Source organism: Streptomyces aidingensis, from assembly GCF_900112355.1.
Classification (GTDB): domain Bacteria; phylum Actinomycetota; class Actinomycetes; order Streptomycetales; family Streptomycetaceae; genus Streptomyces; species Streptomyces aidingensis.
The window spans coordinates 240,716-267,261 of record NZ_FOLM01000005.1 but is presented as its reverse complement, the minus strand read 5'-3'; the positions used below and the strand labels follow the sequence as shown (position 1 = coordinate 267,261).

Here is a 26,546-nt window from a genome sequence, read left to right as displayed (position 1 = left end):
GGGAGAGGCATGCCGGAACCGACCGTCGAGGAACGTCTGTGGAACACCTGGGTCGAGGCGGCTGCCGCAAAGCGGCCTCCCGGTCTGGAGAAGTTCCGCTGGACGCAGTACGGCGACCACGGGCCCGGGCATGAGCTGCTCGGGACCCCCCGGAGGATCCTGGAGCTCGGATTCGGTACCGGGCGTCACTTGGCGTTTCTCCTGGACGCGGGCTTCGACGCGTGGGGAGTGGACCTCTCACCGAGCGGTGTGACGCTGGTGCGCGACCGGTATCCGGAATCGCCCCCGGAGCGGTTCTCCTGTGCGGACGCGCGCGACTTCCTCAGGGCGGCGGGGGAATCCTTCGACGCCGTGTACTCCGTCTTCGGAGCCGTCTGGTTCACCGATCCGGGCGAACTCCTGCCGTTGGTGCACCGGCGGCTCGCCCCCGGTGGTGTCTTGGTCTTCTCCCAGCCCCCGCCCATCCCCGGCTGCTACGGGCCGCAGGGCATGTTCAAAGGCGGCTTCGCCGGGGAGCCGATGTTCCTGGTCCGGTACGACTACACCGCTGATGCGTGGCGGGGCATGCTGGGGCGGGCGGGCTTCGTCGGCGTCCGGGCCGAGGTCCTCGAGGCCCCCACGCCCGGCGACATCGGCACGCTCCTCGTCCGGGCCGTCCGGCCAGGGCTTGAGGCAGGGGCGTGCTGATGGCCACGGCGGCTCGACGGCGTAGCGGACGGTCTGGGCGGTGATCCAGCCGTTTTCGATGGCAGGGTGGCGCAGTCGGGCGAAACATTGCGCGCGATGGCCGCATCGACCGGCCTCATCGACCGGCCTCGCCTGCCGGCCGCAGCAGCCGCGTGCGGCCGGCTCCGGCCGTCTCGGCGGGCATCAGGGGGCGGGGGCCGGGGCGGTGAGGGTGTTTTCGCCGGTGCGGTGGGCGCGGTAGTCCTCGACGTTGCGGCGGGTGGTCTCGATGATCTGGCCGACCGCCTCGCGGGTGAAGTACGCCTGGTGAGAGGTGACGATGACGTTGCCGAAGGTCATCAGGCGGGCGAGGGTGTCGTCGGCGACCGGTTCCAGGGAGCGGTCGGTGAAGAAGAGACCGGCTTCGAGTTCGTAGACGTCCAGGCCGACCCCGGCGGAGCGGCCCTTGCGGAGTTCGACGACCAGGGCCTCGGTGTCGATCAGGCCGCCCCGGCTGGAGTTGACCAGCAGGGCGTTGTCCTTCATGATCCCCAGTTCCCTGGGGCCGAGGAGATGGTGGGTGGCGTCGAGCAGCGGGACGTGCAGGCTGATCAGGTCGGCGGAGGCGAGGAGTTCGTCGAGTCCGGCATACTCCATGCCGAGGTCCGTGCAGGCCGGGTTCTCCCGGATGTCCCAGCCGAGCAGCCGCATTCCGAAGCCATGGGCGATGCGGGTGAAGGCTTCGCCGATCTTGCCGGTGCCGACGACGCCGACGGTGGCGCCGTGCATGTCGCGGCCCATCAGGCCGTCGAGCCGGAAGTCGAACTCCCGGGTGCGGCGGGCGGCGCGGACGATGCGGCGGTTGGCCGCCATGGCCAGGGTCCAGGCGAACTCGGCCACCGAATACGGCGAGTAGGAGGAGACCCGGGCGATGGTCAGCCCCAGCTCCCGCGCCGTGTCCAGGTCGATGTTGTTGAAGCCGGTGGCGCGCTGGGCCACCATCCGGGTGCCGCCCGCCGCCAGTCCGCGCAGCACGGTGGCGTCGAGCTGGTCGTTGACGCTGGAGGTGATGATCTCGTGGCCGGCCGCGATCGGGAAGGTGTCCTCGTTGAGGAAGACGTCCAGACAGCGGATGCGGTCCGGGCCGAAGGCGGCCTCCAGCAGCGGCTGCTCATCGGTCTGTACGCCGAACGCGAGAACGGTCACCGGTCTTCTCCAGGCTCGAACGGGCTGCGGGCCCCAGTGCATCACACCCGGCACGGGAGGGCCGGGCGGCCCTCCGCGTGTCGGGCGGGGCCGCCCGCTGCGCCGCCGTCAGCCGTAGAACTGCCGGTGGATGCCTGCTGGATGGACGATCCGGTGGTCCTCGCCGGAATTGGCCGGATGTCCTCGGCCGGCCCGCCGCCCGGTTCGCGGTGGAGCGTGCCGCCGCCGTGGAGCGCGCGCTCATGGACGGCCGTTGCCGCACGCGTTCAGCTCCATGCGGGTGGAGTCGGTGCGGAGCGCGCCGGCCCGGGTCCGGGGCCGCGGTCAGGCGTCGCCGTCCAGGCCGCGTTCGATGGCGTAGCGGACCAGCTCGGCGCGGTTGTGGAGCTGGAGCTTGCCGAGGGTGTTCTGGACGTGGTTCTGCACGGTCCGGTGGGAGATGAACAGGCGCTCGGCGATCTGGCGGTAGGTCAGGCCCTTGGCGACGAGCCGCAGGACCTCCTTCTCCCGCGCGGTGAGGCGGGGGACGGCGGGATCACCGGGGGCCGCGGGACGGGAGCCGTCGCCCTGGGCGGGGACGGTGGCCAGGCGACGGAACTCGCCGAGCACCAGCCCGGCGAGTCCGGGGGTGAAGACGGGTTCGCCGGCCGCGGTCCGGCGCACCGCCTCGATGAGGTCCCCGGCGCTGGCGGACTTGACGAGATAACCGGTCGCCCCGGCCTTGACCGCCTCCAGGACGTCCTCCTGCTCACCGCTGGCGGACAGGACCAGCACCCGCGGCGCGCCGTCCGGATCGCCGGCGGCGGCATGTGCGCCCAGCACCCGGCGGCACACCTCGGCGCCGGGCAGACCGGGCAGATTGAGGTCCAGGATCAGCACCTCGGGGCGGGCCGCCCTGGCCCGCTGCACGGCCTGTGCTCCGTCCCCGGCGGTGGCGACCACCGAGAAGCCGGCCTCGGTGAGATCCCGGGAGACGGCGTCCCGCCACATCGGATGGTCGTCGACGACCATGACCGTGGTGGCGGGAGCCGGATCCGCCGCGGCCGGTCCGGGGGCCGGTCCGGAGGCCGGTGCGGTGTGGGTCATGAGGTCCTTCCCTCCCGATCGGTCGGTGCGGCGGGCCCGGCGGCGGCGCGCAGGGCGGCACGCGGAACGGACAGCTCCACCTCCGTGCCCTGCCCGGGCAGGGAGATCCAGTCGGCGGTGCCGCCCAGGTCCCGCAGCCGTCCCCGGATGGAGAGCGAGACTCCCATCCGGCCCTCGGCCTCGGCCGCCGCCAGCCGTCCCGCCGCAATGCCCGGCCCGTCGTCCCGGACCGTGATCAGCACCGCTTCCGGCTCGTCCTCCAGCAGGATCCACGCCCGGGCGGGGACGCCCGCGGCGTTGCGGGTGTGGGTGCGGACGTTGTCCAGCGCCGCGCCGACCGCCGCGTCCAGTTCCCGGGCGGCGGCGGCCGGGAGCGGCAGCGGCCCGGCCGGGCCGGAGAAGATGACGCGCTCCCCCGCGCGGGCCGCCAGCAGGGCGCGGAGATCGAGCTCCGCGGGCTCCGCCGGTTCGGCCGGCCGGACGGCAGCGGCATCCGGGGCGTCCGGGGCGTCGGGGGTGTCGGGGGTGTCCGGGGCGTCCGGGGCGGTGCGCGGGCCGGGGACAGCGGGACCGGCGGCGCCGGTGATGAGGCTGCGCAGGGCGCGCTCCTGCTCCCCGGCCAGCCTCCCGAGCTCGGCGTCCTCGCCGCCCAGCGCACTGCCCCGGCGCTGCACCAGGGCCAGCACCTGGAGCACGCCGTCATGGATGTCCCGGGCCAGCCGCTCCCGCTCCCGGGTGGCGGCCTCGATGCGCAGCGCCTCGGCCAGCGCCCGTTCGCTGGCCCGCGCCACCTCCACCACATAGCCGATGGCGATGCTGGCCACGCACACCAGCGCCGCGTTGTGCAGGGTGGACCGGCCCGGCCCGCCGTACTCCACGATGCCGGCCAGGCCGACCAGCACGGCCGCCACGCCCGACCAGCGCCAGCCCGCCCTGACCGCCACCGCCAGCACGGCGCCCGCCGTCCAGATCGACGGCAGCGTGGGGCCGATCTCCTGCGCCGGGTCGGCGACCCGGCTGAACAGGATGCCGCCGATCGCCAGGGTCATGTCGGCGACCAGAAACGGTGCGGTGCAGCGCCGGGCGGACGACACCCGGTCCAGCGTGGCCAGGGTCCACAGGGACAGCAGGGAGAGATAGCCGAGGCCCGCCCCGGGACGGCCCTGGGCCTCGTACGCCCCGTAGTTGAGGCCGAAGACCACCCAGGCGTAGCCCGCGGTCAGGATCCGGTAGCCGAGCAGCGCCCGCCACAGCGGGCGTTCCAGTGCGGCTCCCAGGCGGCCACCGCCGCCCTCGGCGCGCGCCTGGGAGCGCTGCCGCGCGGCCGGTGCGGAACGCGCCGGTGACGCCATGTCGGTGTGCCTCCCCCCGGATGCCGCTCGCGCCGCCTCGGTGCCTCACTCGCCGGGCCCGCCGGAGCGCTTCTCCTGCCTCTCGTGCTTCTCCTGCTTTTCCTGCTTTTCCTGCTTCTCCTCGGCCGCCCGCCGCCTGCTCTCCTCGGCGAGCTGCCGCTTGGCCGCCGTGGCATACATGTCGACATACTCCTGGCCGGAGAGCTTCATGATGGCGTACATCACCTGATCGGTTACCGAACGCAGGATGAAGCGGTCCTTCTCCATGCCCTGATAGCGGCTGAAGTCCAGCGGCTCGCCGAACCGTATCCCCGGCCGCATCAGTTTGGGCACCATCTTGCCCGGCGGCTGGATCTTCTCGGTGTTGATCATCGCCACCGGGATCACCGGCGCGCCCGTGGCCAGTGCCACCCGGGCCAGGCCCCCCGGCTTGCCGCGGTAGAGCCGCCCGTCCGGGGAGCGGGTGCCCTCCGGGTAGATGCCGAACAGCTCGCCGCGCCGCAGCACCTCGATGCCGGCCTGGATGGCCGCCTCCCCGGCCCCGCGGATGCCGGAGCGGTCCACCGGAAGCTGCCCCACCCCCTTGAAGAACGCGGCGGTCAGCCGGCCCTTCACCCCGGGCGTGGTGAAGTACTCCTGCTTGGCGATGAAGGTGATCCGGCGGTCCAGCACGGCCGGCAGGAAGAAGGAGTCCGAGAAGGAGAGGTGGTTGCTGGCCAGGATGGCCGGACCGACGGCCGGCACATACTCCTTGCCCTCCACCCACGGGCGGAAGGTGACTTTGAGCCCGGCGCCGACGGACACCTTCAATGTCTCGTACAACACCCCGGGACCTCCTTCGCCGATGTGATGCCGACCTTACTGGCCTTCCGCCCGCCGCGGCTCGGTGAGGGCGCCCGGAAGGGCAGCCAGGCTCCGGGCTACCGGCCGGTCACCGGCGCGCGTAGGGTGGCAGCGGTCCCGCTCCACGGCCGCACGGAGGTCTCCATGACGCTGCTCCCCGGCGCCGAGCCGTACACCCACCGGGGGTCCGCCGACACCGGTGTGCTGCTCTGCCACGGCTTCACCGGGACCCCGCAGTCGCTGCGCCCCTGGGCCGAGCACCTGGCCGCCGCGGGGCACACCGTCTCGCTGCCCCTGCTGCCCGGCCACGGCACCCGCTGGCAGGACCTCCAGTACACCCGTTGGCAGGACTGGTACGCGGCCGTGGACCGGGAGCTGCACGCGCTGGCGGCGCGCTGCGCCGAGGTGTACGTCTGCGGGCTGTCCATGGGCGGCGCGCTGGCGCTCCGGCTGGCCGCCCGCCATGCGGAGCTGGTCAAGGGTGTCGCGGTGGTGAACCCGGTGGTCGGCATGGCCAGGGGGCAGCGTGTGCTGCTGCCGGTGGCACGCCATCTGGTGCCCAGCACCAAGGGGATCGTCAGTGATATCGCCAAGCCGGGCACGGCCGAGTCGGGCTACACCCGGGTCCCGCTGCACGCCGCCCACTCACTCGCCCGCCTGGTCCGGGTGGTGTACCGCGAGCTTCCCGGGGTGACCCAGCCGCTGCTGCTGATGACCAGCAGGAACGACCATGTGGTGCCGCCGGCCAACTCGGGGCTGGTGCGCCGCCTGGTTTCCTCAGCGGACCTGACGGCGATAGTGCTGGAACAGAGCTACCACGTGGCGACGTTGGATCATGACGCGGAGCGTATCTTTCAGGAGACCGACGCGTTCATCTCCCGGATCACCCGGATGGCGACGAGGAAGACCCTACGTGACGGAGCGTGACCAGGAGCGCGGCGAGGGCCGTGAACCGATTGACGAGCAAGCGGCATGGGCTGAGATCGTCGCCGCCTACGGCGAGGAACCCCCGGACCCGCCCGGGGTCTGGCCCCAGACCGCGGAGACCGACCGGATCGACATCGTGGACCGTTCGGCGCGGGGCGGGCTGAACGGCGGCGGCACAGGGGACGGCGGCACGGCCGGCGCGGCCGGCGGGGAGGAGCGCGGCCGGGCCCGCGAGCACCCCGCAGGCCCCGGACCGCAGGACCCCGGGCCCGGCCCGGACGCCGGGCGCGGCCGGCCGGACCGGGACGGAGCCGCGGACGCGGATGGAGACGGGGACAGGGCCAGGGACGGGGACAGGGACGGGGACGACGACGGCCCCTGGGAGGGCCCCGGCCCGCGCGACTGGGCGCCGGAGGACGAGGACGAGGGGCACTTCGAGCCGCCCGAGCCGCCGCCGCTGCCGGAGAGCGACCTGACCACCCGGTTCGCCTGGACGGCGGTGCTGGGCGGTCCGCTGCTGCTGGTGCTGACGGTGCTGCTGGGCCGGCCGATGAGCTGGTGGATCGCCGTGCTGGGCATCGGCGGCTTCCTGGGCGGCTTCGCCACCCTGGTGGCCCGGATGCGGGACGGCCGGGACGACTGGCCCGACCCGGGCGGCGGCGCGGTCGTCTAGCCCAGCGGAGACGGGCCCGGCCGCGGCCCGCCGCCCGGGTCGGGCGGCGCTGCGGCGGCGCGGGCGCGCGGCGGGAGGCGCAGCACGGCCAGCAGCGGCAGATGGTCGGTGGCGGCCCGCAGATCCGCCTCCCGGACACCGGGCAGGCCGTGCGGCACGCCGCAGCTCACGATCTCCACCTCCGGGGTGCACAGCACGGCGTCGATGCGGCGCTGCGGCCGGGTGGCCGACCAGGTGTGCTCGCCGCCCGCCGGGGCCGCCGCCCAGGCGTCCCGCAGGGTGCCGCTGAGCCGCCGGAAGGCCCGGCCGCCGGGCTGGTCGTTGATGTCGCCCGCCACCACGGCCGGTCCGCCCGCGGCCAGCCCGTCCGGCCCGGTGATCCGGTCCAGCAGCACCCCGGCCTGGCTGAGCCGCTCGTTGGGGTAGTCGTTGGCCAGATGGCAGCTCGCCACGGTCAGCACCGGCCCGGTGACGGAGTCGCCGAACCGCAGCCGGGCGGTGGCCACCACCCGCCGGTGGTGGCCGGGGCCGTAGGGCAGTGGTACATCCCCGGTGTGTTCGACCTTTGGCCACAGCCTTGACATGATCATGGTTCCGCAGGAGGGGGCGCCTCCGGCCACATGGACCAGCCCGGTGGCCATGCCCAGCCGCCCGGCCTGCCGGCGCCAGCGCAGGAAGCGCGGGGCCTCCTGGAGACAGACCACATCGGGGGCGCAGGCCCGGATCACCCGGGCCAGCGCCTCCCGGTCGTCGCGCAGGGAACGGATGTTGTAGCTGAGCAGACGGATCTCGGTTCCGGCCGGCGCCCCGGCGGCCCGCCCGGGGTCGGCCGGGGGCGCCGACGGCGCCGGGACGTCGGCGGACGGCGGTGCGGAAGAACCGGCGGAACCGGAAGGACCGGAAGGACCGGAAGGACCGGAAGGACCGGAAGGACCGGCGGAACGGGAAGCGCCGGACGGGCCGGACGTCCCGGTGGGCGGGTGCGACGCGCTCATGCCGCCGACCCTAGCGGACCGGGCCGCCCCGCCCACCCCGTTCGGCTATCCCTGCCGCGCCAGGTCCGCGGCGCCCACCAGCCCGGCCCGGCCGCCGAGTTGGGCGGCGAGCACCTGGGCGTGCGGCCGGTAGCGGCTGCCCACCAGCCAGCGGCGGAAGGACTTGCGGATCGGCTCCAGCACCAGATCCCCTTCGTCCGAGACCCCGCCGCCGACGATGAACGCCGAGGGGTCGAACAGCGAGGCCAGGTCGGCCAGTCCGGCGCCCGCCCAGCGGGCCAGTTCGCGGAAGGAGTCGATGGCCACGGCGTCGCCCTGGCGGGCGGCCTGGCTGATGTGCCGGCCGTCGATGCCCTCCGGGGTGCCGTCGCCGAGGGCGAGCAGCACCTCGGCCTGGTCGGGGCTGGCGGTGGCGCGCTGCCGGGCGTAGCGGACCAGGGCGCGGCCGGAGGCGTACTGCTCCCAGCAGCCCTGGCTGCCGCAGCCGCACAGCAGGCCGTCCGGCACCATCCGGATATGGCCGAACTCGCCCGCCACGCCGAAGCGTCCGCGGTAGAGCTTGCCGGCGATGATGATGCCGCCGCCGAGGCCGGTGCCGAGGGTGATGCAGACGACGTCGTCATGGCCCTGGCCGGCGCCGAAGCGGTACTCGCCCCAGGCGGCGGCGTTGGCGTCGTTCTCCACCACCACGGGCATGCCGACGCGCTGCTCGACCTTGTCCTTGAGCGCTTCCCGGCGCCACTTGATGTTCGGCGCGAACAGGACGGTGGCGCGCTTGTCGTCCACGTAGCCCGCGGCACCGATTCCCACCGCCTCGGTCCCGGTTCCCGCGCCGACCGTGCGGACGGCGTCGGCGATGGCGTCCACCACGCCCTCGGGGGTGGGCGGGGTAGCCACCGTGCTGGTTTCGAGGATCTTTCCGGCTTCGTCGACCACACCGGCGGCGATCTTGGTGCCGCCGATGTCGACCCCGATGGTCAGTCCCATGTGTCCCTCTGTGGATTGGTGGTTCCCCGCTGCGGACCACCGTACCGGAGGCAGGCAGGGTGTTCGGTGCCGTATCAGTCCAGGTCTATGCGGGATGGGCCGTCGCCCAAGCCGTTATCGCCCTCTTTGGGGGGAGTATCCCGTTCATTCTTTGAAGACGGGCCGCCCTGGTGGTCTGCTTCCGGGCGCGGGCGCCCGCTGTCGGATGCATACCCGGCGGCGGCGGCACGGAACGCCTCGGCCACCTCCTCGCCGGCGCGCAGCAGATGGCCGAGCACCTCGGCGTTGCGGCCGGCGAAGGGGGTGAGCACGATCTGGGCCCGGCCGGCCAGGCGGCTCAGCCCGGCGCTCAGTTCCTCCACCCCGTCGGCCACGGTGCGGGCGAGGCGGCGCAGTTCCTCGGTGGCGTCGCCGCCGGGGCCGGCGGCGGCCCGGCGTCGTTCGCGGAAGCGGGCCTGCTCGGCCCGGAGGTCCTCGCTGCAGGCGGTGGCCCAGGCGTCGGCCTCCGGCACGGCCTCGGGCACGGCGTCGGGTGGGTTCGCTTCGCTCATCGCGGCCTCCTCGGCCCTGCGGAGAAGTTCGGCGGCTCGTTCTGCCCCGAAGGTACCGGAGCCGCCGGCCGGGCGGCGGTACTCCGGCGGCGGCTCAGCCGGCGAACCGGACGGTGAGCGCCCCGCCGTCGAGGACCGCGCCGCTGATGGGACGGGAGTGACAGCCGGGCGGCACCGGCAGCCGCCGCCGGAAGGGGCCGGCGGTGACGATCAACTGGCCGCCGTGCCGGACCAGTTGCAGCTCGTCGCGGCGGATTCCGGGAAGCGGCAGCCGCAGGGCGCCGTCGGTCGCCTCGGGTGCGGGCGCGGGGACCGGCCGGCCGGCCGCGGGGATGCCGAGCCCGGCCAGGGCGGGCACCCCGGCGGCCGGCCGCCCCAGGTGGGCCACGCGGTGCAGCGGGAGCTCCGCCGCCAGGTCCATCAGCCGGGTGAGTCCGGCCCGTTGCCGGGCCGCCAGGCCCGCCAGCCAGGAGTCGGGCGAACCGCCCGGCAGCAGCCGGTTGGCCACCACCGACTCCAGGGCCACCCCGTGCAGCGCCAGCCCGGCCAGGGCCAGCCGCACCGCCTCGGTGGCCTGCGGCCCCGGCTCGGCCACCAGCCGTACGCCGGTGCCGGGCGCGGCCAGCAGCCCGCCGACGGCGGTCAGCGCCGCCGCCCACCGCCCGGCGGTCTCGGCGAGCCGCCGGGCCGGCAGCCGCGGCAGCCCGGCCAGCTGCGCCAGCCATGGCCACCGGCCCTCGCCCCGCTCTCCGGCCGGCTCTCCGGCCCGCTCTCCGGCCGGCGCCCCGGCGCGGTCCGCGGCGCCGGCCGGGCGCAGCCGCCGGAGCAGCGGCGCCAGTTCCTGCGGCAGCCCCACCGCCCGCAGCGCCTCGCCCCACGGCCCCATGTCCACCACCGCACAGCCCCACCCGGCGGGCCCGCTCCCCGGGCCGCCCGGCCGTACGGCACCCGGTGCGTCCTCGCCCGCCGGCGGCCGGGCCCGGCCGGTGGCCAGCCGGTGCAGGGCCTCCAGCAGGGCCGGCGGCCCGGTGCCGGGCAGGTCGGGAACCTCGCCGTCGTCCAGGGGCGCGGCGCCCAGCGCCTCGAACAGCCCGGCGGCCTCCTCCTGCACGGCGGCGGCCCCGGCCCGGCCGCGCTCGGCGGGGTCCAGCCGCGCCACCCAGCAGTGCGGCGCCATCCGCAGCGGCGGGGAGGCCGGCCAGGACGGCAGCGCCGCGATGCCCAGCAGCGCGCCGAGCCGGGCCTCCGGCTCGGCGCTCAGCAGCAGCGTGTCCTGCCCGGTGGCGGCGGCCTGGGCCAGCGCCGTGGCCGCGGCGACCGTCGTGGTGCCCGCGCCGCCCGGTCCGGTGACCAGCAGGGTGCGCGCGGCACCGGCCCCCCGCGTCACTTCCCGCCGCTCTCCACGCCCACGCCGCCGTCCACGTCCTCGCCCGGGGTGCCGCCGGGGGTGCCGCCCGGGGCGCCACCGCTCTCCACCCGCTTCTTCAGCCCGTCCAGCGCCCGGTCGATGATCACCTTCTCCGCCTTGCGCTTGAAGGTGCCCAGCATCGGGATCTTCACATCCACGGTGAGCTGGTAGGTCACCTCGGTGTGCCGGCCGCCGGAGGCGGGGACCAGCCGGTAGGAGCCGTCCAGGGTGCGCAGCATCTTCGACTTCACCAGCGACCAGCGCACCTCGCGGCTGCCGGACCACTGGTAGGCCAGGGTGTGCTCGTCCTTGATGGCCCCGGCGTCGAGCAGCAGCCGGACCTGCTCCGCCCGGCCCCGGGGGTCGGCGGAGAGCACCTCGGCCTCCTTGACCTCCCCGGTCCACTCCGGATAGCGGGCGAAGTCCGCGATCACCGCCATCACCGCCTCCGGCGATGCCGCGATGGTGATGCTCGACCTGGTGTGCTCCGCCATGGCTGGAGGCTCCTTATGCGTTCCGTCACCGCTGCCACCGGGGGGAAGGCTACCGCGCGGGCGGCTGCCGCCCCGCCACCGGAGGCGGCCGGGGAAGCCGGGAGGCCGGCGCGGGCCCGCCCGGCCACTGGAGTACGCTTCGGGCGGTGCCCGCCGGACACCCCCGCCTGCGGCCGGCGATGTGACGCAGTGAACAACTTCTGGTGAAACCCTACCCATGGCTTACTACCCGTGGGTAACGTCGGGCGTCCTGTGGCGGGATCCGTACGGTCCCCGCCCGGCATCCATGCCAGTCGGGAATGCCCGATCCATGCCAACGGTGGCCGGTCCGCTGCGGCCCCTGCGACGACGCCGAGGAGATGCAGAGGTGCGCGAGTTCAGCCTGCCGGCCCTGTACGAGGTACCCGCCGGGGCCAGCCTGCCGCTGCTGCTGGACCGGAACGCCGAGCGTCACCCGGCCGAGCCGGTGATGGCCCGCCGTGCGGGCGCCGCCGGCTGGGCGGACGTCACCGCCACCGAGTTCCGCGACCAGGTCCGGGCGGTGGCCAGGGGCCTGATCGCCTCCGGCGTGGAGCCGGGCGACCGGGTCGCCCTGATGGCCCGCACCCGCTACGAGTGGTCACTGCTGGACTTCGCCATCTGGTACGCGGGCGCGGTCACCGTCCCGGTCTACGAGACCAGTTCCGCCGAGCAGCTCGCCTGGATCCTGGCCGACTCCGGCGCGGTCGCCTGCGTGACCGAGACCGCCGGGCACCGGGCCGCCGTCGAGTCGGTGCGCGACCGGGCGCCCGCCTGCACCCTGCTGTGGACCCTCGACGCCGGCGAGGAGCCGGGCGCCGGCGCGGTGGAGGCGCTGACCAGGGCCGGGGCCGCGGTCACCGACGAGGTCCTGGAGCAGCGCCGGGACACCCTCGGCCCGGACTCCACGGCCACCCTCATCTACACCTCCGGCACCACCGGCCGCCCCAAGGGCTGCATGCTGAGCCACCGCGCCTTCCTCGCCGACGCCGGCAATGTGGTGCGCGCCCTGGAGCCGCTGTTCCGCACCGGACACAGCTCGGTGCTGCTCTTCCTCCCGCTGGCCCATGTGTTCGCCCGGCTGGTGCAGGTGGCCTGTGTGATGGCGCCGATCCGGCTGGGGCATGTGGGCGACATCAAGACCCTCACCGAGGACCTGGCCTCGTTCCGGCCCACCACCCTGCTCGGCGTCCCCCGGGTGTTCGAGAAGGTCTACAACTCGGCGCGGGCCAAGGCCCGGGAGGGCGGCAAGGGCGGGATCTTCGACCGCGCCGCCGGCACCGCCATCGCCTACAGCCGCGCGCTGGACGCCCCGGGCCGGATGCCGCTGGGCCTGCGGCTGCGGCACGCGCTCCACGACCGGCTGGTGTACCGCAGGCTGCGGGCCGTGCTGGGCGGCCGGGCCACCCACGCCATCTCCGGCGGGGCGGCGCTGGGCGAGCGGCTGGGCCACTTCTACCGGGGCATCGGCTTCACGGTGCTGGAGGGCTACGGCCTGACCGAATCCTGTGCGCCGACCGCCTTCAACCCGTGGGACGCGCCGCGGATCGGCACGGTCGGGCGCCCGCTGCCGGGCAGTTCGGTGGCGATCGCCGAGGACGGCGAGGTGCTGCTGCGCGGCGATCATCTGTTCTCCGGCTACTGGAACAACGAGGCGGCCACCGCCGAGGCCATGACGGACGGCTGGTACCGCACCGGCGACCTGGGCTCGCTGGACGACGACGGCTATCTCTCCCTCACCGGGCGGAAGAAGGAGATCATCGTCACCGCGGGCGGCAAGAACGTCGCTCCGGCGGTGATCGAGGACCGGATCCGGGCCCATGCGCTGATCTCGGAGTGCATGGTGGTGGGCGACGGCCGGCCGTTCGTTGCCGCGCTGATCACCCTGGACGAGGAGTTCCTGGGACGGTGGGCGGCCGAACACGGCAGGGCGGGACTGCCCCGGGAGGAACTGCTGGCCGATCCGGAACTGCTGGCCGCCGTGCAGGAGGCGGTGGACGGCGGCAACGCCGCGGTCTCGCGCGCCGAGTCGGTGCGCGCCTTCCGGGTGCTGCCGGTGCCGTTCTCCGAGGAGTCCGGCCATCTGACGCCCTCGATGAAGCTGAAGCGGCATGTGGTGCTCAAGGACTACGCCGGCCTGATCGACGAACTCTACGGCGCCTGACGGCGGCCGGCCCCGCCGCGCGGCGTCAGAGCAGCCCGCGCAGGCGGTCGGCGAGCAGATCCCAGCGCCAGCGCTCCGCGACCCAGGCGCGTCCCCGCTCGCCCATCCGGCGGCGCAGGTCCGCGTCCCCGAGCAGGGTGACGACGCGCTCCGCGGTCTCCTCGGCGGCCGTCTCCGCGCCGCCGCGCACCACCCAGCCCGTCTCGCCGTCCAGCACCGCGTCCGGGGCGCCGCCGGAATCCCCGGCGACCACCGGCAGGCCGGTCGCGGACGCCTCCAGATAGACGATGCCCAGGCCCTCCACGTCCAGCCCGCCGCGGCGGGTGCGGCAGGGCATCGCGAAGACGTCGCCCGCGCCGAAGTGGGCCGGCAGCTCCGACCAGGCCAGCGGCCCGGTGAAGCGCACCGAGCCGGCCACGCCCAGGCGGGCGGCCAGCCGTTCCAGCTCCCTGCGGTACGGGCCGCCCCCGACGATCAGCAGCACCGTCTCCGGCTCGGCGGCCAGGATCCGCGGCATGGCTTTGATCAGGGTGTCCTGGCCCTTGCGGCGGACCAGCCGGGAGACGCAGACCACCACCGGCCGGCCGGCCAGGCCCAGTGCGGCGCGCAGCTCGGCGCCGCCGGAGCCGGGGTGGAAGGTCTTCTCGTCGACCCCGGGGGGAAGCTGCGTCATCCGGGCGGCGGCCTCCGGGCCGACCGCCGGGGCGATCCTGGAGCGGGTGTACTCGCCGAGGTAGGTCAGGGTGTCGGTGGCCTCGCCGATCCGGCGCAGCAGCTGCCGGGCGGCGGGGAGCTGGGCCCAGCCGGCCTCATGGCCGTGCGTGGTGGCGACGAGCCGCCGGGCACCGGCCCGGCGCAGCGCGGGAGCCATCAGGCCGAGTGGCGCCGCGGCGCCGAACCACACCGAGCCGCACCCGTGCTCGCTCAGCAGCTCGCAGGCCCGGCGGGTGACGCGGGGCGTGGGCAGCAGCATGGTGGTGCGGTCCCGCACCACGGTGAACGGCTGCTCCGCGTCGAACGCCGCGGTGGCCGCCGGCCCTTCCCGGTCGCGCTTCCAGGTGGAGGCGTAGACGACCACCTCGGCGGGATCGAGGCGCAGCGCCATGCTGTGCAGAAACGCCTGGATGCCGCCCGGCCGGGGCGGGAAGTCATTGGTGACGAGCAGGGTCTTGTGCATCACCCGGAACTCTAGTCGCCCCCGCCGACACCCCGTCCCGGACCCCGGCCCGTGCCGGGGCGGCCCGTCCCCGGCCCGGGTCAGGGGCGGACGACCGCGGTCACGGGCATCATGCCGACCGGGTCGGGGCGGACGGCGGCGCCCGGGTAGGGCGCGTGGATGACCTGTCCCCCGCCGGCGTAGAGGGCGACATGGCTGGCGTCCGCCCGGTAGACCACCAGATCGCCCGGCCGGGCCTGCTCCAGCGGCACCCGTTCCCCGGCCGTGGCCTGGGCCTGCGAGGTGCGCGGCAGGGCCACTCCGGCCTGTGCCCAGGCCCACTGGGTCAGGCCCGAGCAGTCGAAGCCCCAGGGCCCGTTCTGGCCCCATGCGTAGGGACGGCCGACCGCCCGCCGGGCAGCCGCCACCGCGGCCCCGGCACGGGCCGAGGGCGCCGTCTCCGCGGCCCCGGTGGCCGCCACCGGCCCGCGCTCCCCCTCGCGGCCCGCCCGGTCCGCGCGGTCCTGGCGGGCGCGGTGCCGGTAGGCCTCCCGGGCGGCGGCGAGTCTGCGCTGCACCTCGGTCTTGCGGCGGGCCAGTTCGGCGCGCTGGGTCTCCAGTTGCTCCAGGGCCCGGGCCGCCTGCTCCCGGCGCTGCTCCAGCACCGCGTTGGCGGTGTGCAGCCGGCGCAGTCCCTCGGCCCTGCGGGCGCCGGCCCGCTCCAGGGTCTCGGCCCGGGCCAGATAGCCCTCCGGGTCCTCGGACAGCAGCAGCACCAGTGCCGGTGCCGTCCCGCCGGAGCGGTACTGGGCGGCGGCCACCGCGCCCGCCGTGACGCGCAGCGCGTTCACCTCGGCCTGGCCGCGGGCCACCTGGTCCTGGCGCCGCTCCACCTCGGTGCCGAGTTCGCCGACCCGCTCCTGGAGCGCGTTGTAGGCCTCCACCGCCCGCTCGGCCTCGGCCAGCAGTTCGTCAAGGGGCTCGGCGGCGGCCTGCGGCCCGGGCACCATGCCGGCCGCCAGGGCGGCGGCGCCGGCCGCGGACAGTGCCAGTCCGCGCGGGTGCTGACGCGCTCTGCGGTGCGCGGCGTGCGTTCGCTTGGGGAACACTGCTGGTTCCGCTCCCTTCGGACGGGTCCGAGAAGCGGGAGCAGAATCTAGCGGTGCCGGCGGCGCGCACGCCGGTATCCCGGCGCGGCGACACCCGGCCGCCGGCCCTCAAGTGGGCTGGACAGCGGGGCATAGCCGCAGGTCACCACGGTCCGGTACGACCGCCGCAGAGGGCAGCGGGAAACCACCCGGACGGCCGAACGCGCGGTCCGGTCCGGGCCGGGAAGCCGGCGGCGTCAGGCGACACGGACCCCGAACTGGAAGGGCATCGTGTGCACGCCGGTGTAGCTCACCACGCTGCCGGTGCGCGGCGCGTGGATGATCTGGCCGTTGCCCACGTACATCCCGATGTGGCTCAGCCCGCTGTAGTACAGCACCAGGTCGCCCGGCTGGAGGTCGGAGGCCGAGTAGATCCGGGTGCCGGCGCCGGCCTGGGACTGCGAGGTGCGCGGCAGCGCGATGCCCGCCTGCGCGTACGCCCAGGAGGTCAGGCCCGAGCAGTCGAAGGTGCTGGGGCCGGCCGAGCCGTAGACATAGGGCGAGCCCAGCTTGGACTGGGCGGCGGAGAGGGCGGCCATGGCGCGCGAGGAGGCGCTGCCGGCGCTCACCGTGATGTCGGTGCGGGTGCCCTCGTCCCGCGAGGCGCGCTCCACCTCGGCGGCGGCCGCGGCCTGCCGGGCGGCCTCCTCGGCCTCCAGCCGGCGGCGCTCCTCCTCGGTGAGCTGGTTGAGCAGTTCCTGGGCGGCGCTGAGCTTGCCCTGGATCTGCTCCTTCTTCTCCTTGATCTGCTCGCGGGTCTCCTCCAGCGTCTCCAGCTGGCCGGCGGCCTCCTCGCGCTGCTGCTCAAGGGTGCGCTGCTTGGTCTCGATCTGCCGGAGCGCCTCGGCCTGCTTGGCGGTGACCTGGTCGAGCGCGGACGCCTGCTCCAGATAGCCGTCCGGGTCGGAGGAGAGGAAGAGCTGCATGGAGGGCGCCAGGCCGCCGTTGCGGTACTGGGCGGCGGCGACCGAGCCGAGGCCGCTGCGGAGCTCGTTCAGCTCCTGCTGCCCGCGGGCGACGGAGTCCTGGAGTTCCTCGACGGACTCCTCCAGCTCCTCCTCGGCCTCCACCGCGCCGTTGTACTCGTCGGTGATCTCCGCGGCTTCCTCGTGCAGCTGGTCGACCCGCTCCTTGACCTCGTCCTTGGTCGGCTTGGGGTCGGCCTGCGCGGACTGAGCGGTGAGGGCCACGGTGGCAGCCGCAGTGGCGCCGAAAATGGTCACACGTGCGCGGCTGGGCTGCTTGGGACGACGATGGGACGCCACTGGGGCGATCTCCTTCTTCCTCAGCCGCCTGCCGAATGACTCCGGCCCCGCGCAACGAGCCACGGGTCAGGCGGTCCTCCACGGCCACCCCCATTGGGTGGTCCACCGCGTGAAGGTTCGATGCCAGACCCTAGCGACGCCGTCTCACCGGGTTCAAATCCCGGCGGGGTTTTTTTACTTACCTCGTACGGCCTGCTACTTCTATCACACTCTCCGTGGAGGAGGAACCCCAACGTCACCATCCCTAGGGGATGTTGGCGTCATAACGGGCAAAAGGGAGGGAGTGCTCAAACCGCTCGCCGGGCCGCCCGGCGGGCCCCGCCGCGGATTCGGGACGGGCTCGCCCCGGTATCGGCTCGGTATCAGGTCCGGGCGAGACGTTTGAGAAGCAGGGTGGAGGCGACCGGCCGGGCACCCGCCCTGGCCACTCCCTCGGCCACCTCCCGGTCCGCCGAGACCACCACCACCGGCCGCCCCGGGGGCTCGGCCCGCACCAGCCGCCGGATCAGCTCGTCCGCCGTCTGTCCGGGCTTGCTGAACCGCACCCGCACCCCGCGCGGCGGCGCCAGCAGCACCGGCGCGTCCAGCGCGGCACCGTCGAACACACAGGTCATCTCGGCGCCGGTCTGGGCGGCCAGCACCGCCAGCCCGCCCAGCAGCCGCAGCCGCTGCTTCTCCAGCGGCAGCGTGGGATAGCCGGTCTTGGTGACGTTGTAGCCGTCCACGATCACATGGGTCTGCGGCAGCGCCAGCAGCTGGTCCAGCAGCGCCGGATCGTCCTCGGCCAGCGCCCGCAGCGAGACATCGTGCGGGGTCACCCCGCCGGGCTCCACCGCGTCCACCGTCTCGGCCGGCCGCAGCTCCACCGGCGGCAGCGCGAGTTCCCGGCGCAGGCCCTGGGCCGCGTCCAGCATGGTGTCCAGCAGCAGCCGCAGCCGCATGTCCGCCACGCTGCGCCCCTCCCGGGCCGCCCGCCGGCCCGCCTCCAGCGCCGCCTCCGCCTCGGCCAGCCGGGCCCGCTGACGGCGCAGCTCGCTGTCCGCCGCGGACTGCGCGGCGGCGGCCTCACCGCGCGCCGCCTCCAGTTCGGCGCGCAGCTTGCGCACCGCGGCCTCGCCGCGCCGCACATCGCTCTGCGCGCTGCGCAGCCTGCGGTGCAGCCCTTCGTTCTCCCGGCGCGCCGCGTCCAGCTCCTGCCGGGTGCGCTCGGCCTCGTCCCGGGCCGCGGCGCGCAGCTGGGCCAGCTCCTCGCGCAGCCGGACCAGCTCGCGCTCGCGTTCCTCCTCCTCCTGGCGCTCCTGCTGCCGGCGGGCCTGCTCGCCGGCCGCGGCCACCAGCTTGGTCCAGCCGGGCGGGCGCAGCAGATAGGCGGCGGCGGCCACCTCCACCGGGTCGGCGGCGGGCGGCGGCGCGCCCCGCTCCAGGGCCTCGGCGAGCTCCGGCTGGGCGGTGCGCAGCCCGGCCGCGACACGCTGGCGGAAGACGGCGTCGCTCTCCAGCGCCGCCGCGATGGCGGTGGCGCCGAACTTCAGCCGCCGGGAAGGGGTGAAACGCGCGTACTGCCGCAGCGGGGCGGGCAGTTCGGCGAGGGTCAGGGCCCCGAACGCCTCGCCGGCCGCGGCCACCACCCGGTGCCGGACCTGCTCCGGGAGCGGGTGCTCCAGTGCCTCGCCGGGCTCCGTGCCGCCTCCGCCGTCACCGCCGCCGCTCGTGGGACCTGCCGTCCGATCGGCCACCGTGCACCTCGTCCGTCATGCCCCGGCGCCTGCTCCGCCCGGCCGCCTCCGGTCCGCCGGGGATCTGCCGGCCGGCCTCCCGGATCCGGTAGCCGCTGGGGACGTGCGGCCCGTCGGCTGGGGGAGCGCCATGGTGTTGTCCTACCTTCTGTGCTCGGGGCGTGCGCGAGGGTGCGCGGATCAGGTCTCCCGGGCCACCCTACGGCCTGCCGGGCCGCGGACGGGATCAGGCGCCGGGCTAAAGTGCGGACCGAGGCCGTCGGCACAGCGGCCGGTCACGGAACCGACAGGAGCGGAGGAGCCATGATCACGGCGATCGTGCTCATCAAGACCCGGACCGACCGCATCCCGGAGATCGCGGAGGAGATCGCCGCCCTCGAAGGAGTGAGCGAGGTCTACTCGGTGACCGGCGCGCACGATCTGATCGCCATCGTCCGGGTGCCGGAGCATGACGATCTGGCGGCGGTGATCCCCGGCCGGATCAGCAAGGTTCCGGGCGTGGCGGCCACCGAGACGCACACCGCGTTCCGCGCCTATTCGCAGCACGATCTCCAGGCCGCCTTCGCCATCGGCCTGGACGCCTGAGCGGCGGCGCGCGGCCCGGGGCCGCGGTGATCTTGATCACATAACATGGGCGGTATGTCCGACTCCCACGCCGCCGAGACCGGCGCCGCCGCACGGCGGAGCGAGGGGGCGGCACCGGCCGCCCCGGGGAACGGCCGGGGACCGCTGTGGCTGGTGGTGCTGGCGGCCTGCGTCGGCCAGTTCCTGGTGGTGCTGGACGTGGCGGTGGTCAATGTGGCACTGCCGTCCGTCCAGGCGGAGCTGGGCATGAACGCGGCCGGCCTCCAGTGGGTGGTGAACGCCTACTCGCTCACCTTCGCCGGTTTCCTGCTGCTGGGCGGCCGGGCCGGGGACATCTTCGGCCGCAAACGGGTGTTTCTGCTCGGACTCGGGGTGTTCACCGCCGCCAGCCTGGCCGGCGGGCTGGCCCAGCAGCCCTGGCAACTGATCACCGCCCGGGCCGTCCAGGGCATCGGCGCGGCCACCCTGGCGCCCGCCACCCTCTCGCTGCTCACCACCTCGGTCCCGGAGGGCCCGGCCCGCCACCGGGCGATCGGCACCTGGACGGCCGTGGGAGCGGGCGGCGGCGCGGCCGGCGGGGTGGTCAGCGGGATACTCACCGACACCTTCTCCTGGCGCTGGGTCCTGCTGGTGAATGTGCCCGTCGGCGGGCTGGCGCTGATCGGTGCCGCACTGTGGCTGGTGGAGAGCCGCCGCACCGGCGACGGACGGCGGCTGGACATGACGGGCGCGCTGCTGGTCACCGCCGGGCTGAGCGCGGTGGCCTACGGCATCGTGCAGAGCGAGTCGGCGGCCTGGACGGCTCCGGCGACGCTGGCACCGCTGCTCGGCGGGGCGCTGCTGCTCACCCTGTTCGTCCTGGCCGAGGCGCGCAGCCGGGCGCCGCTGATGCCGCTGCGGCTGTTCCGGCTCCGCTCGGTGAGCACGGCCAACACCGCGATGTTCGTCTGCGGCGCGGCCATGGTCTCCTCCTGGTATTTCCTGACCCTCTATATGCAGAACGTGCTCGGACTTTCGCCGCTCCAGGCGGGCCTGGGGTTCGTCCCGCACTCCACCACCATCGTCCTGGGCGCCAAACTGGCGCCCCGGCTGATGGTGCGGGCGGGCGCACGCGGCCTGGCCATGACGGGGGCCCTGCTGGCCGCGGCGGGGTACTTCTGGCAGAGCGCGGCCATGGACGCGGACGGCGGCTACCCCACCACGGTGCTCGCACCCGGGATAACGATGATGCTCGGTGCGGGGCTGCTGGCCACCCCGCTGGCCTCGCTGGCCACCTCGGGGGTGCCGGCCGGGGACGCGGGCATCGTGGCGGGATTGGTGAACACCGCCCGCACCATGGGCGGCGCGCTCGGGCTGGCGGTGCTCTCCACGGTCGCCGCCGCCCGTATCGGTGACACGCGCGGCGCGGAGGCCCTGGCCGAGGGCTATGCGACCGCCTTCCGGACCGGCTCGGTGGTGCTCACCCTGTGCGCCGCGCTGATGTTCCTCACCCTTCCCCGCGGCCCCCTCCCCCACCACTGACCCGGCAACCGCGCCCCGGGCGCCCTCGCCCGCCGGTGGCCCGGCCGGACGGCCGGGTGCCGATCGTCACCGGGCACGGCCGCCCGGGCCATCCGAAGCGGGCGCCGGCGGCGGGGTGCGCGGCCTTGCGGCCGTCGCGGGCGCAGGCCGGGCGGTCCTGGTGCGGCCGGGGCCGCACCGCCGCGGCCCGCCCGGCCGGCGGGCCTACGCGGCGTGGGTGGCGGTGATCCAGTTGGCCAGGGTGGTGCGGGCGGCGCCGGAGTCGATGGACTCGGCCGCCCGGGCCATGCCCGCGGCGAGCTGGTCGGCCAGCGGCGCGTCCCCCGGGTCCAGCGCCACCAGCGCCGCCGCGGCGTTGAGCAGCACCGCGTCCCGGACCGGGCCGGGCTCGCCGTCCAGCAGGCGGCGGGCCACATCGGCGTTGTGCGCCGCGTCCCCGCCGCGCAGCGCGTCCAGCGGGGCCGTCCGCAGCCCCACGCCGCGCGGGTCGAAGGAGTGCCGGACGACCTTGCCGTCCCGGACCTGCCAGATGGTGGAGGTGCCGGTGAGGGTCAGCTCGTCGAGCCCGTCGTCGCCGCGGAAGACCAGCGCCGAGCTGCCGCGCTCGGCCAGCACCCCGGCCATGATGGGGGCCATCCGGGCATCCGCCACCCCGGTGGCCTGGGCCCGGACCCGGGCCGGATTGGTCAGCGGGCCGAGGAAGTTGAACGGGGTGGGCACGCCCAGCTCCCGGCGCGCCGCGGCCACATGGCGCAGCGCCGGGTGGAACTTCACCGCGAAGCAGAAGGTGATGCCGGCCTCGTCGGCCACCCGGGCCACCCGCTCCGGCGGCAGCTCCAGGTTGACGCCCAGCTTCTCCAGCACGTCCGAGGCGCCGCTGGCGCTGGACGCGGCCCGGTTGCCGTGCTTGACCACCCGGGCTCCGGTGCCGGCCACCACGATGGCCGACATGGTGGAGATGTTGACCGTCCGGGCGCGGTCGCCGCCGGTGCCGACGATGTCCACCGTCGGGCCGGGCACCTCGATCAGATTGGCGTGCCGGTACATCGTCCGCACCAGCCCGGCGATCTCCTCGACCGTCTCGCCCTTGGCCCGCAGCGCCACCGCGAAGCCGGCGATCTGGGCGTCCGTGGCCTCGCCGCTCATGATCCTGTCCATGGCCCAGGCGGCGGCCTCGGAGGGCAGATCCTGCCCGGCCATCAGGGTGCCCAGCACCTCGGGCCATGAGTGGGCCGCCCTGGACTCGCCTCCTGCGGGAATCACGGTGCTCATACGCGGCTCCACTCATGCGGCTGGATGACTGTCACGTGACGAGTGCCACCCTAAGGGCCCCCGGTGACAGGCCACCGGCCCCGTCCACAGCTCGGACGCTGTGCACGGGGCCGGTGGCGCGGGCGGAAGGGCGCGGCCGGTGGCGGTCAGTGGTGGCCGTGACCGCTGGTGATCTCCCGGTACTCCTCGGCGGTCGCCTTGGGGATCTGCGCCTGCTCGCCGTAGTAGCCCCGGCTGAGCCGGGCGCGCAGCTTCTCCAGCGGACCGACCTTGCGCTCCACGCCGTTCTCGTCCACCGCCGGCGGCAGCGACAGCGGCCTGGGCTGCTCATGCGCGGTGAGCTTGTAGCGCTCCGCCGGCGGCAGCGGCTCGTGCACCTCGATGAACTCGCCGTGCGGCAGCCGCTTGATGATGCCGGTCTCCCGGCCGTGCAGCACCTTGTCGCGGTCCCGGCGCTGGAGGCCCAGGCAGATCCGCCGGGTGAGGAAGAAGACCAGCACCGGCAGCACGAAGAAGCCGATCCGGCAGAACCAGGTGATGGCGTTGATCGACAGATTGAAGTTGATCGCCCAGACGTCGTTGCCGCCGGCCACCAGGGCCACGAAGTAGGCGCTCAGCCAGGCCATGCCGAAGGCCGTGCGGGTGGGCACGTTCCGCGGGCGCTGCGCGATGTGGTGCTCGCGGGTGTCCTTGGTGACCCAGCTCTCGAAGAACGGGTAGAGCATCAGCACGACCAGCATGGCCGGGAACACCCCGAGCGGGATCAGCAGGCCCAGGTTGAGGGTGTAGTCGCCGAAGAGGACGATCTCCCAGCCGGGCATCATCCGCACCAGGCCCTCGGAGAAGCCCAGATACCAGTCCGGCTGCGCGTTGGTGGACACCGTCTCCGGCCGGTAGGGGCCGATGGTCCACACCGGGTTGATGGTGACGGTGCCCGCGATCAGCGTGATCACGCCGAACACGATGAAGGTGAAACCGCCCGCCTTGGCCATGTAGACCGGGAAGAACGGCATGCCGACCACGTTGGTGTTGGTCTTGCCCGGGCCGGCGTAGTGGGTGTGCTTGTGGAAGACGATCAGAATCAGATGCGCGACCACCAGCGCCAGCAGCAGACCGGGCAGCAGCAGCACATGGATCACGAAGAACCGCGGGATGATGTCGTGTCCGGGGAACTCCCCGCCGAACAGCAGCATCTGGATCCAGGTGCCGACCACCGGGGTGGCCAGGATGGCGCCCTCCATGAACCGGATGCCGGTGCCGGAGAGCAGGTCGTCCGGCAGCGAGTAGCCGGTCAGGCCGGTGAACAGCGCCAGGATGAACAGCGTGAAGCCGAACAGCCAGTTGATCTCGCGCGGCTTGCGGAAGGCTCCGGTGAAGAACACCCGCATCATGTGGATGAAGATCGCCACCACAAAGATCAGGGCGCCCCAGTGGTGGATCTGCCGCACCAGCAGACCGCCGCGCACATCGAAGCTGATGTCCAGCGTCGAGGCATAGGCCTCGGACATCAGCTGCCCCTGCATCGGGACATAGGAGCCGTGGTACTCCACCTGGGCCATCGACGGCACGAAGAACAGCGTCAGATAGACACCGGTCAGCAGCACGATGATGAAGCTGAACAGCGCGATCTCGCCGAGCAGGAAGGACCAGTGGTCGGGGAAGACCTTCCGCATGCCGTACTTGGCGGCGCCGTAGACGCCGAGCCGGCCGTCGGCCCAGTCCGCCAGCCGCTCCCCGGCGGGGGCCTTGCCCCGCCGCGCGGTGGTCCTCTCGTCGGTTGCGGTACTCATCCGCGCTCCCAGAAGCTCGGGCCGGGCGGCTGCTCGAAGTCGGCGAGCGCCACCAGGTAGCCTTCCTCGTCCTTGCCGATCCGCAACTGCGGCAGCGGGTGGCCCGCCGGGCCGAAGAGCACCCGCGCACCGTCCGCCAGGTCGAAGGTGGACTGGTGGCAGGGGCAGAGCGCGTGGTGCGTCTGCTGCTCGTACAGGGTGGCCGGGCAGCCGATGTGGGTGCAGATCTTGGAGTAGCACAGGATGCCCTCGTGGCCCCACTCGGCCGACCGCGGGTCCTTGATGTCCTCCGGCTCGATCCGGACCAGCATCACCGCCGCCTTGGCGATCTGCGCGTGGAAATCCTCGTCGTGATGGTCGATGGTGGCCGGGGCGGCCTGCACCAGCGAGCCGACGGTGATGTCCTCGGGCCGCAGCGGCTCACCGGTGTTCTGGTTGACGATCCGCACGCCCTCGGCCCAGGCGGTGTGGAACAGCTTGTCGCCGGGGGCCGGTCCGAGGTCGCGCAGCAGCACCACGCCGGACAGCGGCACCAGGCCGACCGCGCCGATCATGGTGTTGCGCATCAGCTTGCGGCGGCCCAGGCCGATGCCGGACTCCCGCACTCCGGCCCGGAACTCGGTCAGCACGTCTTCCTTGACCGGCTCGGGGGCACCGACCGCGTGCCGCTCCTCGGGGACCTCCGCGTCCGACATCAGGGTGCGCGCCCAGTGCACGGCGCCCGCGCCGACGCAGAACAGGGCGGTGCCCAGGGTCAGGCCCAGCGCGAAGTTCAGCGCGCTGACATGGCCGAAGGGCCAGATGTGGACGATCTCGTCCACCGGGATCAGCGCGAAGGCGACGATGAAGCCGACGGTGGCCAGGATGGAGGTGAGGAAGAGCAGGGTCACCATGCGCTCGGAGCGCTTTGCGGCCCGCTCGTCGATGTCCTGGCGGCGCGGCTGGTGCTCGGGCAGGCCGGGGTCGGCGAAGGGGTGCTCCGCCACGGTGGCCGGCGCCTGCTCGGTCTTCATCAGCGGGGTGTCCGGCCCGCCGGAGACGTCGTTGTGGTGTTCGGTCTGGCTGCTCATGACTTCTTGGCCTTTGCGGTGTGGGCACCGATCCAGACGGCGGCGGCGATCAGCGCACCGATGCCGAAGGTCCAGGCGAACAGGCCCTCGCTGACCGGGCCGTAGCCACCGAGCTGGAAGCCGCCCGGGTTGGGGGCCTTTTCCGTGTTGACGGCGTCCAGCCAGGCGATGATGTCCCGCTTGTTCTCCGGCGACAGCACGGTGTCGGGGAAGGCGGGCATCGCCTGCGGGCCGGTGAGCATGGCCTCGTAGACGAAGCGCGGGTCCACGTCGGTCAGGTCCGGGGCGTACTTGCCGTCCGTCAGGGCGCCGCCCTGGCCGGTGAAGTTGTGGCACTGCGAGCAGTTGAGGCGGAACAGTTCACCGCCGACCGCCGGGTCGCCGGCCTGCGGGTCGTACTCCTCCTCGGCCGGGATGGCCGGGCCGGGGCCGAGCGAGGCGACATAGGCGGCGAGCTGGGCGATCTGGTCCTCGGTGTAGACGACCGGCTTCTCGGGCGCCTGGGGGCCGGGCTGCTGGAGCGGCATGCGGCCGGTGGCGACCTGGAAGTCGACGGCCGCTGCGCCGACGCCGACCAGGCTGGGCCCGTCGCTGGTGCCCTGGCCCTCACTGCCGTGGCAGGTGGCGCAGCCCACCAGATAGAGCTTCTTGCCCTCCTCGACGGCGATGGAGGTCTCCGAGGCATCGGCCTGGGCCTCGCCCGCGGGCGCGAGCGCGGCATACAGCCCCCCTGTGGCCGCCAGCGCGAAGAGGAGGACGACAAGCGCCGCCAGAGGATGGCGCCGTCGTGCGGAGAGCTTTTTCACGGATTACCCCGGTGTCAGGATGTTCTGCGTCGGTTCTTGGGTTGGCGTCCGGTCCGTGCGCCCGCCGTTCCCGCAGCTTCTGCTTCCGCCGCATGCGGTGCGGACGGCCGGACGGGGCTGATCACTGGATCAGGTAGATCGTCGCGAAGAGGCCGATCCACACCACGTCGACGAAGTGCCAGTAGTAGGACACGACGATGGCGGAGGTGGCCTGCTCATGGGTGAAGCGCCGGGCGGCGTAGGTCCGGGCCAGCACCAGCAGGAAGGCGATCAGGCCGCCCAGCACGTGCATGCCGTGGAACCCGGTGGTGAGGTAGAAGACCGAGCCGTAGGGGTCGGAGGAGAGCGAGATGCCCTGGTGCTCCACCAGCTCGACATACTCGGTGACCTGGCCGCCGATGAAGACGGCACCCATGATGAAGGTGATCACGAACCACAGCCGGAGCTTCTTCACGTCCCCGCGCTCGGCGGCGAACACGCCGAGCTGGCAGGTCAGGGAAGAGAGCACCAGGATGATGGTGTTGCCCCCGGAGAAGGGCAGGTTCAGGGCCTCCGCCTGACTCTCCCAGTACTCCGCGCCCATCACCGAACGCAGGGTGAAGTACATCGCGAACAGGGCCGCGAAGAACATCAGCTCGGAACTGAGCCAGATGACGGTCCCGACGCTGGTGATGTTGGGACGGTTGACCGCCGGATGGGTCACGTGCCCGGTTTCTGCTGCAGTTGCTGTCGCCACGCCCGTCATTATGTCGGTCGCTTATCCCGCCCTCACTTCGGGGGTCCCGTTCGGTGTGTCCGCCGGCCGGAACCACCGGTTCCCGGCACCG

24 protein-coding genes are annotated in these 26,546 nt (G+C 73.9%); 6 read left to right on the top strand and 18 right to left on the bottom strand.

The window, feature by feature from the left end:
* The first annotated feature begins 9 nt into the window (after positions 1-9).
* Complete coding sequence (locus BM242_RS12255; RefSeq protein WP_093838801.1) at positions 10-687, top strand: class I SAM-dependent methyltransferase; 678 nt, start codon at positions 10-12, stop codon at positions 685-687.
* 183 nt (positions 688-870) lie between these two features.
* On the opposite strand, the gene BM242_RS12250 is transcribed toward BM242_RS12255, so the two are convergent.
* The 4 genes from BM242_RS12250 to BM242_RS12235 all read right to left on the bottom strand — a co-directional run bounded on the left by BM242_RS12250 (position 871) and on the right by BM242_RS12235 (position 5,132).
* Entirely contained in the window at positions 871-1,872 is a 1,002-nt protein-coding gene (locus tag BM242_RS12250) for a 2-hydroxyacid dehydrogenase (RefSeq protein WP_093838800.1), read from the bottom strand.
* Between the two features lie 324 nt (positions 1,873-2,196).
* Positions 2,197-2,883 (bottom strand): response regulator, encoded by a 687-nt coding sequence (locus tag BM242_RS12245; RefSeq protein ID WP_245834020.1) that lies wholly within the window; start codon positions 2,881-2,883, stop codon positions 2,197-2,199.
* A 71-nt stretch (positions 2,884-2,954) separates the two neighbouring features.
* Positions 2,955-4,310, bottom strand: coding sequence for a MacS family sensor histidine kinase (macS, locus tag BM242_RS12240; protein WP_093838798.1), 1,356 nt, complete (start codon positions 4,308-4,310; stop codon positions 2,955-2,957).
* Positions 4,311-4,355: 45 nt separating this feature from the next.
* Entirely contained in the window at positions 4,356-5,132 is a 777-nt protein-coding gene (locus BM242_RS12235) for a lysophospholipid acyltransferase family protein (protein WP_425443841.1), read from the bottom strand.
* Between the two features lie 165 nt (positions 5,133-5,297).
* Here BM242_RS12235 and BM242_RS12230 point away from each other — a divergent pair, with 165 nt between their 5' ends.
* Positions 5,298-6,080 (top strand): alpha/beta hydrolase, encoded by a 783-nt coding sequence (locus BM242_RS12230; protein WP_093838896.1) that lies wholly within the window; start codon positions 5,298-5,300, stop codon positions 6,078-6,080.
* Entirely contained in the window at positions 6,067-6,753 is a 687-nt protein-coding gene (locus BM242_RS12225) for a hypothetical protein (protein ID WP_093838796.1), read from the top strand. Before BM242_RS12230 ends, BM242_RS12225 begins: the two co-directional genes overlap by 14 nt.
* Here the strand turns inward: BM242_RS12225 and BM242_RS12220 are convergent.
* From BM242_RS12220 to BM242_RS12200, 5 genes are all read right to left on the bottom strand, one after another.
* The gene (locus tag BM242_RS12220; RefSeq protein ID WP_217652451.1) at positions 6,750-7,748 is read right to left on the bottom strand and encodes an endonuclease/exonuclease/phosphatase family protein; all 999 of its coding nucleotides are present in this window, start codon (positions 7,746-7,748) and stop codon (positions 6,750-6,752) included. The two genes, BM242_RS12225 and BM242_RS12220, sit on opposite strands and share 4 nt — an antisense overlap.
* Before the next feature lie 45 nt (positions 7,749-7,793).
* Complete coding sequence (locus tag BM242_RS12215) at positions 7,794-8,735, bottom strand: ROK family glucokinase (protein ID WP_093838795.1); 942 nt, start codon at positions 8,733-8,735, stop codon at positions 7,794-7,796.
* Positions 8,736-8,809: 74 nt separating this feature from the next.
* On the bottom strand, positions 8,810-9,286 hold the full coding sequence (locus BM242_RS12210) for a DUF5304 family protein (RefSeq protein WP_093838794.1): 477 nt from the start codon (positions 9,284-9,286) through the stop codon (positions 8,810-8,812).
* Between the two features lie 94 nt (positions 9,287-9,380).
* Positions 9,381-10,673: an ArsA family ATPase gene (locus tag BM242_RS12205; RefSeq protein WP_093838793.1), complete on the bottom strand. Its 1,293-nt coding sequence runs from the start codon at positions 10,671-10,673 to the stop codon at positions 9,381-9,383.
* Entirely contained in the window at positions 10,670-11,188 is a 519-nt protein-coding gene (locus tag BM242_RS12200) for an SRPBCC family protein (protein WP_093838792.1), read from the bottom strand. The genes BM242_RS12205 and BM242_RS12200 overlap by 4 nt, the downstream gene beginning before the upstream one ends.
* A 367-nt stretch (positions 11,189-11,555) precedes the next feature.
* Between BM242_RS12200 and BM242_RS12195 the strand changes: the two genes are divergently transcribed.
* Positions 11,556-13,370, top strand: a complete 1,815-nt coding sequence (locus tag BM242_RS12195) for an AMP-dependent synthetase/ligase (protein WP_093838791.1) — start codon at positions 11,556-11,558, stop codon at positions 13,368-13,370.
* A gap of 25 nt (positions 13,371-13,395) precedes the next feature.
* Here BM242_RS12195 and BM242_RS12190 read toward each other — a convergent pair whose 3' ends face one another.
* The 4 genes from BM242_RS12190 to BM242_RS12175 form a co-directional block, all read right to left on the bottom strand.
* Positions 13,396-14,547: a glycosyltransferase family 4 protein gene (locus BM242_RS12190; protein ID WP_093838790.1), complete on the bottom strand. Its 1,152-nt coding sequence runs from the start codon at positions 14,545-14,547 to the stop codon at positions 13,396-13,398.
* An 80-nt stretch (positions 14,548-14,627) separates the two neighbouring features.
* Positions 14,628-15,635, bottom strand: a complete 1,008-nt coding sequence (locus tag BM242_RS12185; protein WP_245834007.1) for a C40 family peptidase — start codon at positions 15,633-15,635, stop codon at positions 14,628-14,630.
* 236 nt (positions 15,636-15,871) lie between these two features.
* On the bottom strand, positions 15,872-16,939 hold the full coding sequence (locus tag BM242_RS12180; RefSeq protein ID WP_093838789.1) for a C40 family peptidase: 1,068 nt from the start codon (positions 16,937-16,939) through the stop codon (positions 15,872-15,874).
* 362 nt (positions 16,940-17,301) lie between these two features.
* On the bottom strand, positions 17,302-18,603 hold the full coding sequence (locus BM242_RS12175) for an NYN domain-containing protein (protein WP_245834019.1): 1,302 nt from the start codon (positions 18,601-18,603) through the stop codon (positions 17,302-17,304).
* Between the two features lie 375 nt (positions 18,604-18,978).
* On the opposite strand from BM242_RS12175, the gene BM242_RS12170 reads away from it, so the two are divergent.
* Together BM242_RS12170 and BM242_RS12165 are read left to right on the top strand one after the other, a co-directional pair.
* Entirely contained in the window at positions 18,979-19,260 is a 282-nt protein-coding gene (locus BM242_RS12170) for an Lrp/AsnC family transcriptional regulator (protein WP_093838787.1), read from the top strand.
* Between the two features lie 54 nt (positions 19,261-19,314).
* A complete protein-coding gene (locus BM242_RS12165) occupies positions 19,315-20,781 on the top strand; it encodes an MFS transporter (protein ID WP_425443838.1) in 1,467 nt (488 codons plus the stop codon).
* A 204-nt stretch (positions 20,782-20,985) separates the two neighbouring features.
* Here BM242_RS12165 and trpD read toward each other — a convergent pair whose 3' ends face one another.
* From trpD to ctaE, 5 genes are all read right to left on the bottom strand, one after another.
* Positions 20,986-22,053, bottom strand: a complete 1,068-nt coding sequence (gene trpD, locus BM242_RS12160) for an anthranilate phosphoribosyltransferase (RefSeq protein WP_093838785.1) — start codon at positions 22,051-22,053, stop codon at positions 20,986-20,988.
* A 146-nt stretch (positions 22,054-22,199) separates the two neighbouring features.
* Positions 22,200-23,843 (bottom strand): cytochrome bc1 complex cytochrome b subunit, encoded by a 1,644-nt coding sequence (qcrB, locus tag BM242_RS12155; RefSeq protein ID WP_093838784.1) that lies wholly within the window; start codon positions 23,841-23,843, stop codon positions 22,200-22,202.
* On the bottom strand, positions 23,840-24,913 hold the full coding sequence (gene qcrA / locus BM242_RS12150; protein WP_093838783.1) for a cytochrome bc1 complex Rieske iron-sulfur subunit: 1,074 nt from the start codon (positions 24,911-24,913) through the stop codon (positions 23,840-23,842). Before qcrA ends, qcrB begins: the two co-directional genes overlap by 4 nt.
* Complete coding sequence (gene qcrC / locus BM242_RS12145; RefSeq protein WP_093838782.1) at positions 24,910-25,719, bottom strand: cytochrome bc1 complex diheme cytochrome c subunit; 810 nt, start codon at positions 25,717-25,719, stop codon at positions 24,910-24,912. Before qcrC ends, qcrA begins: the two co-directional genes overlap by 4 nt.
* Positions 25,720-25,840: 121 nt before the next feature.
* On the bottom strand, positions 25,841-26,464 hold the full coding sequence (ctaE, locus tag BM242_RS12140) for an aa3-type cytochrome oxidase subunit III (protein WP_093838781.1): 624 nt from the start codon (positions 26,462-26,464) through the stop codon (positions 25,841-25,843).
* Positions 26,465-26,546: the final 82 nt, after the last annotated feature.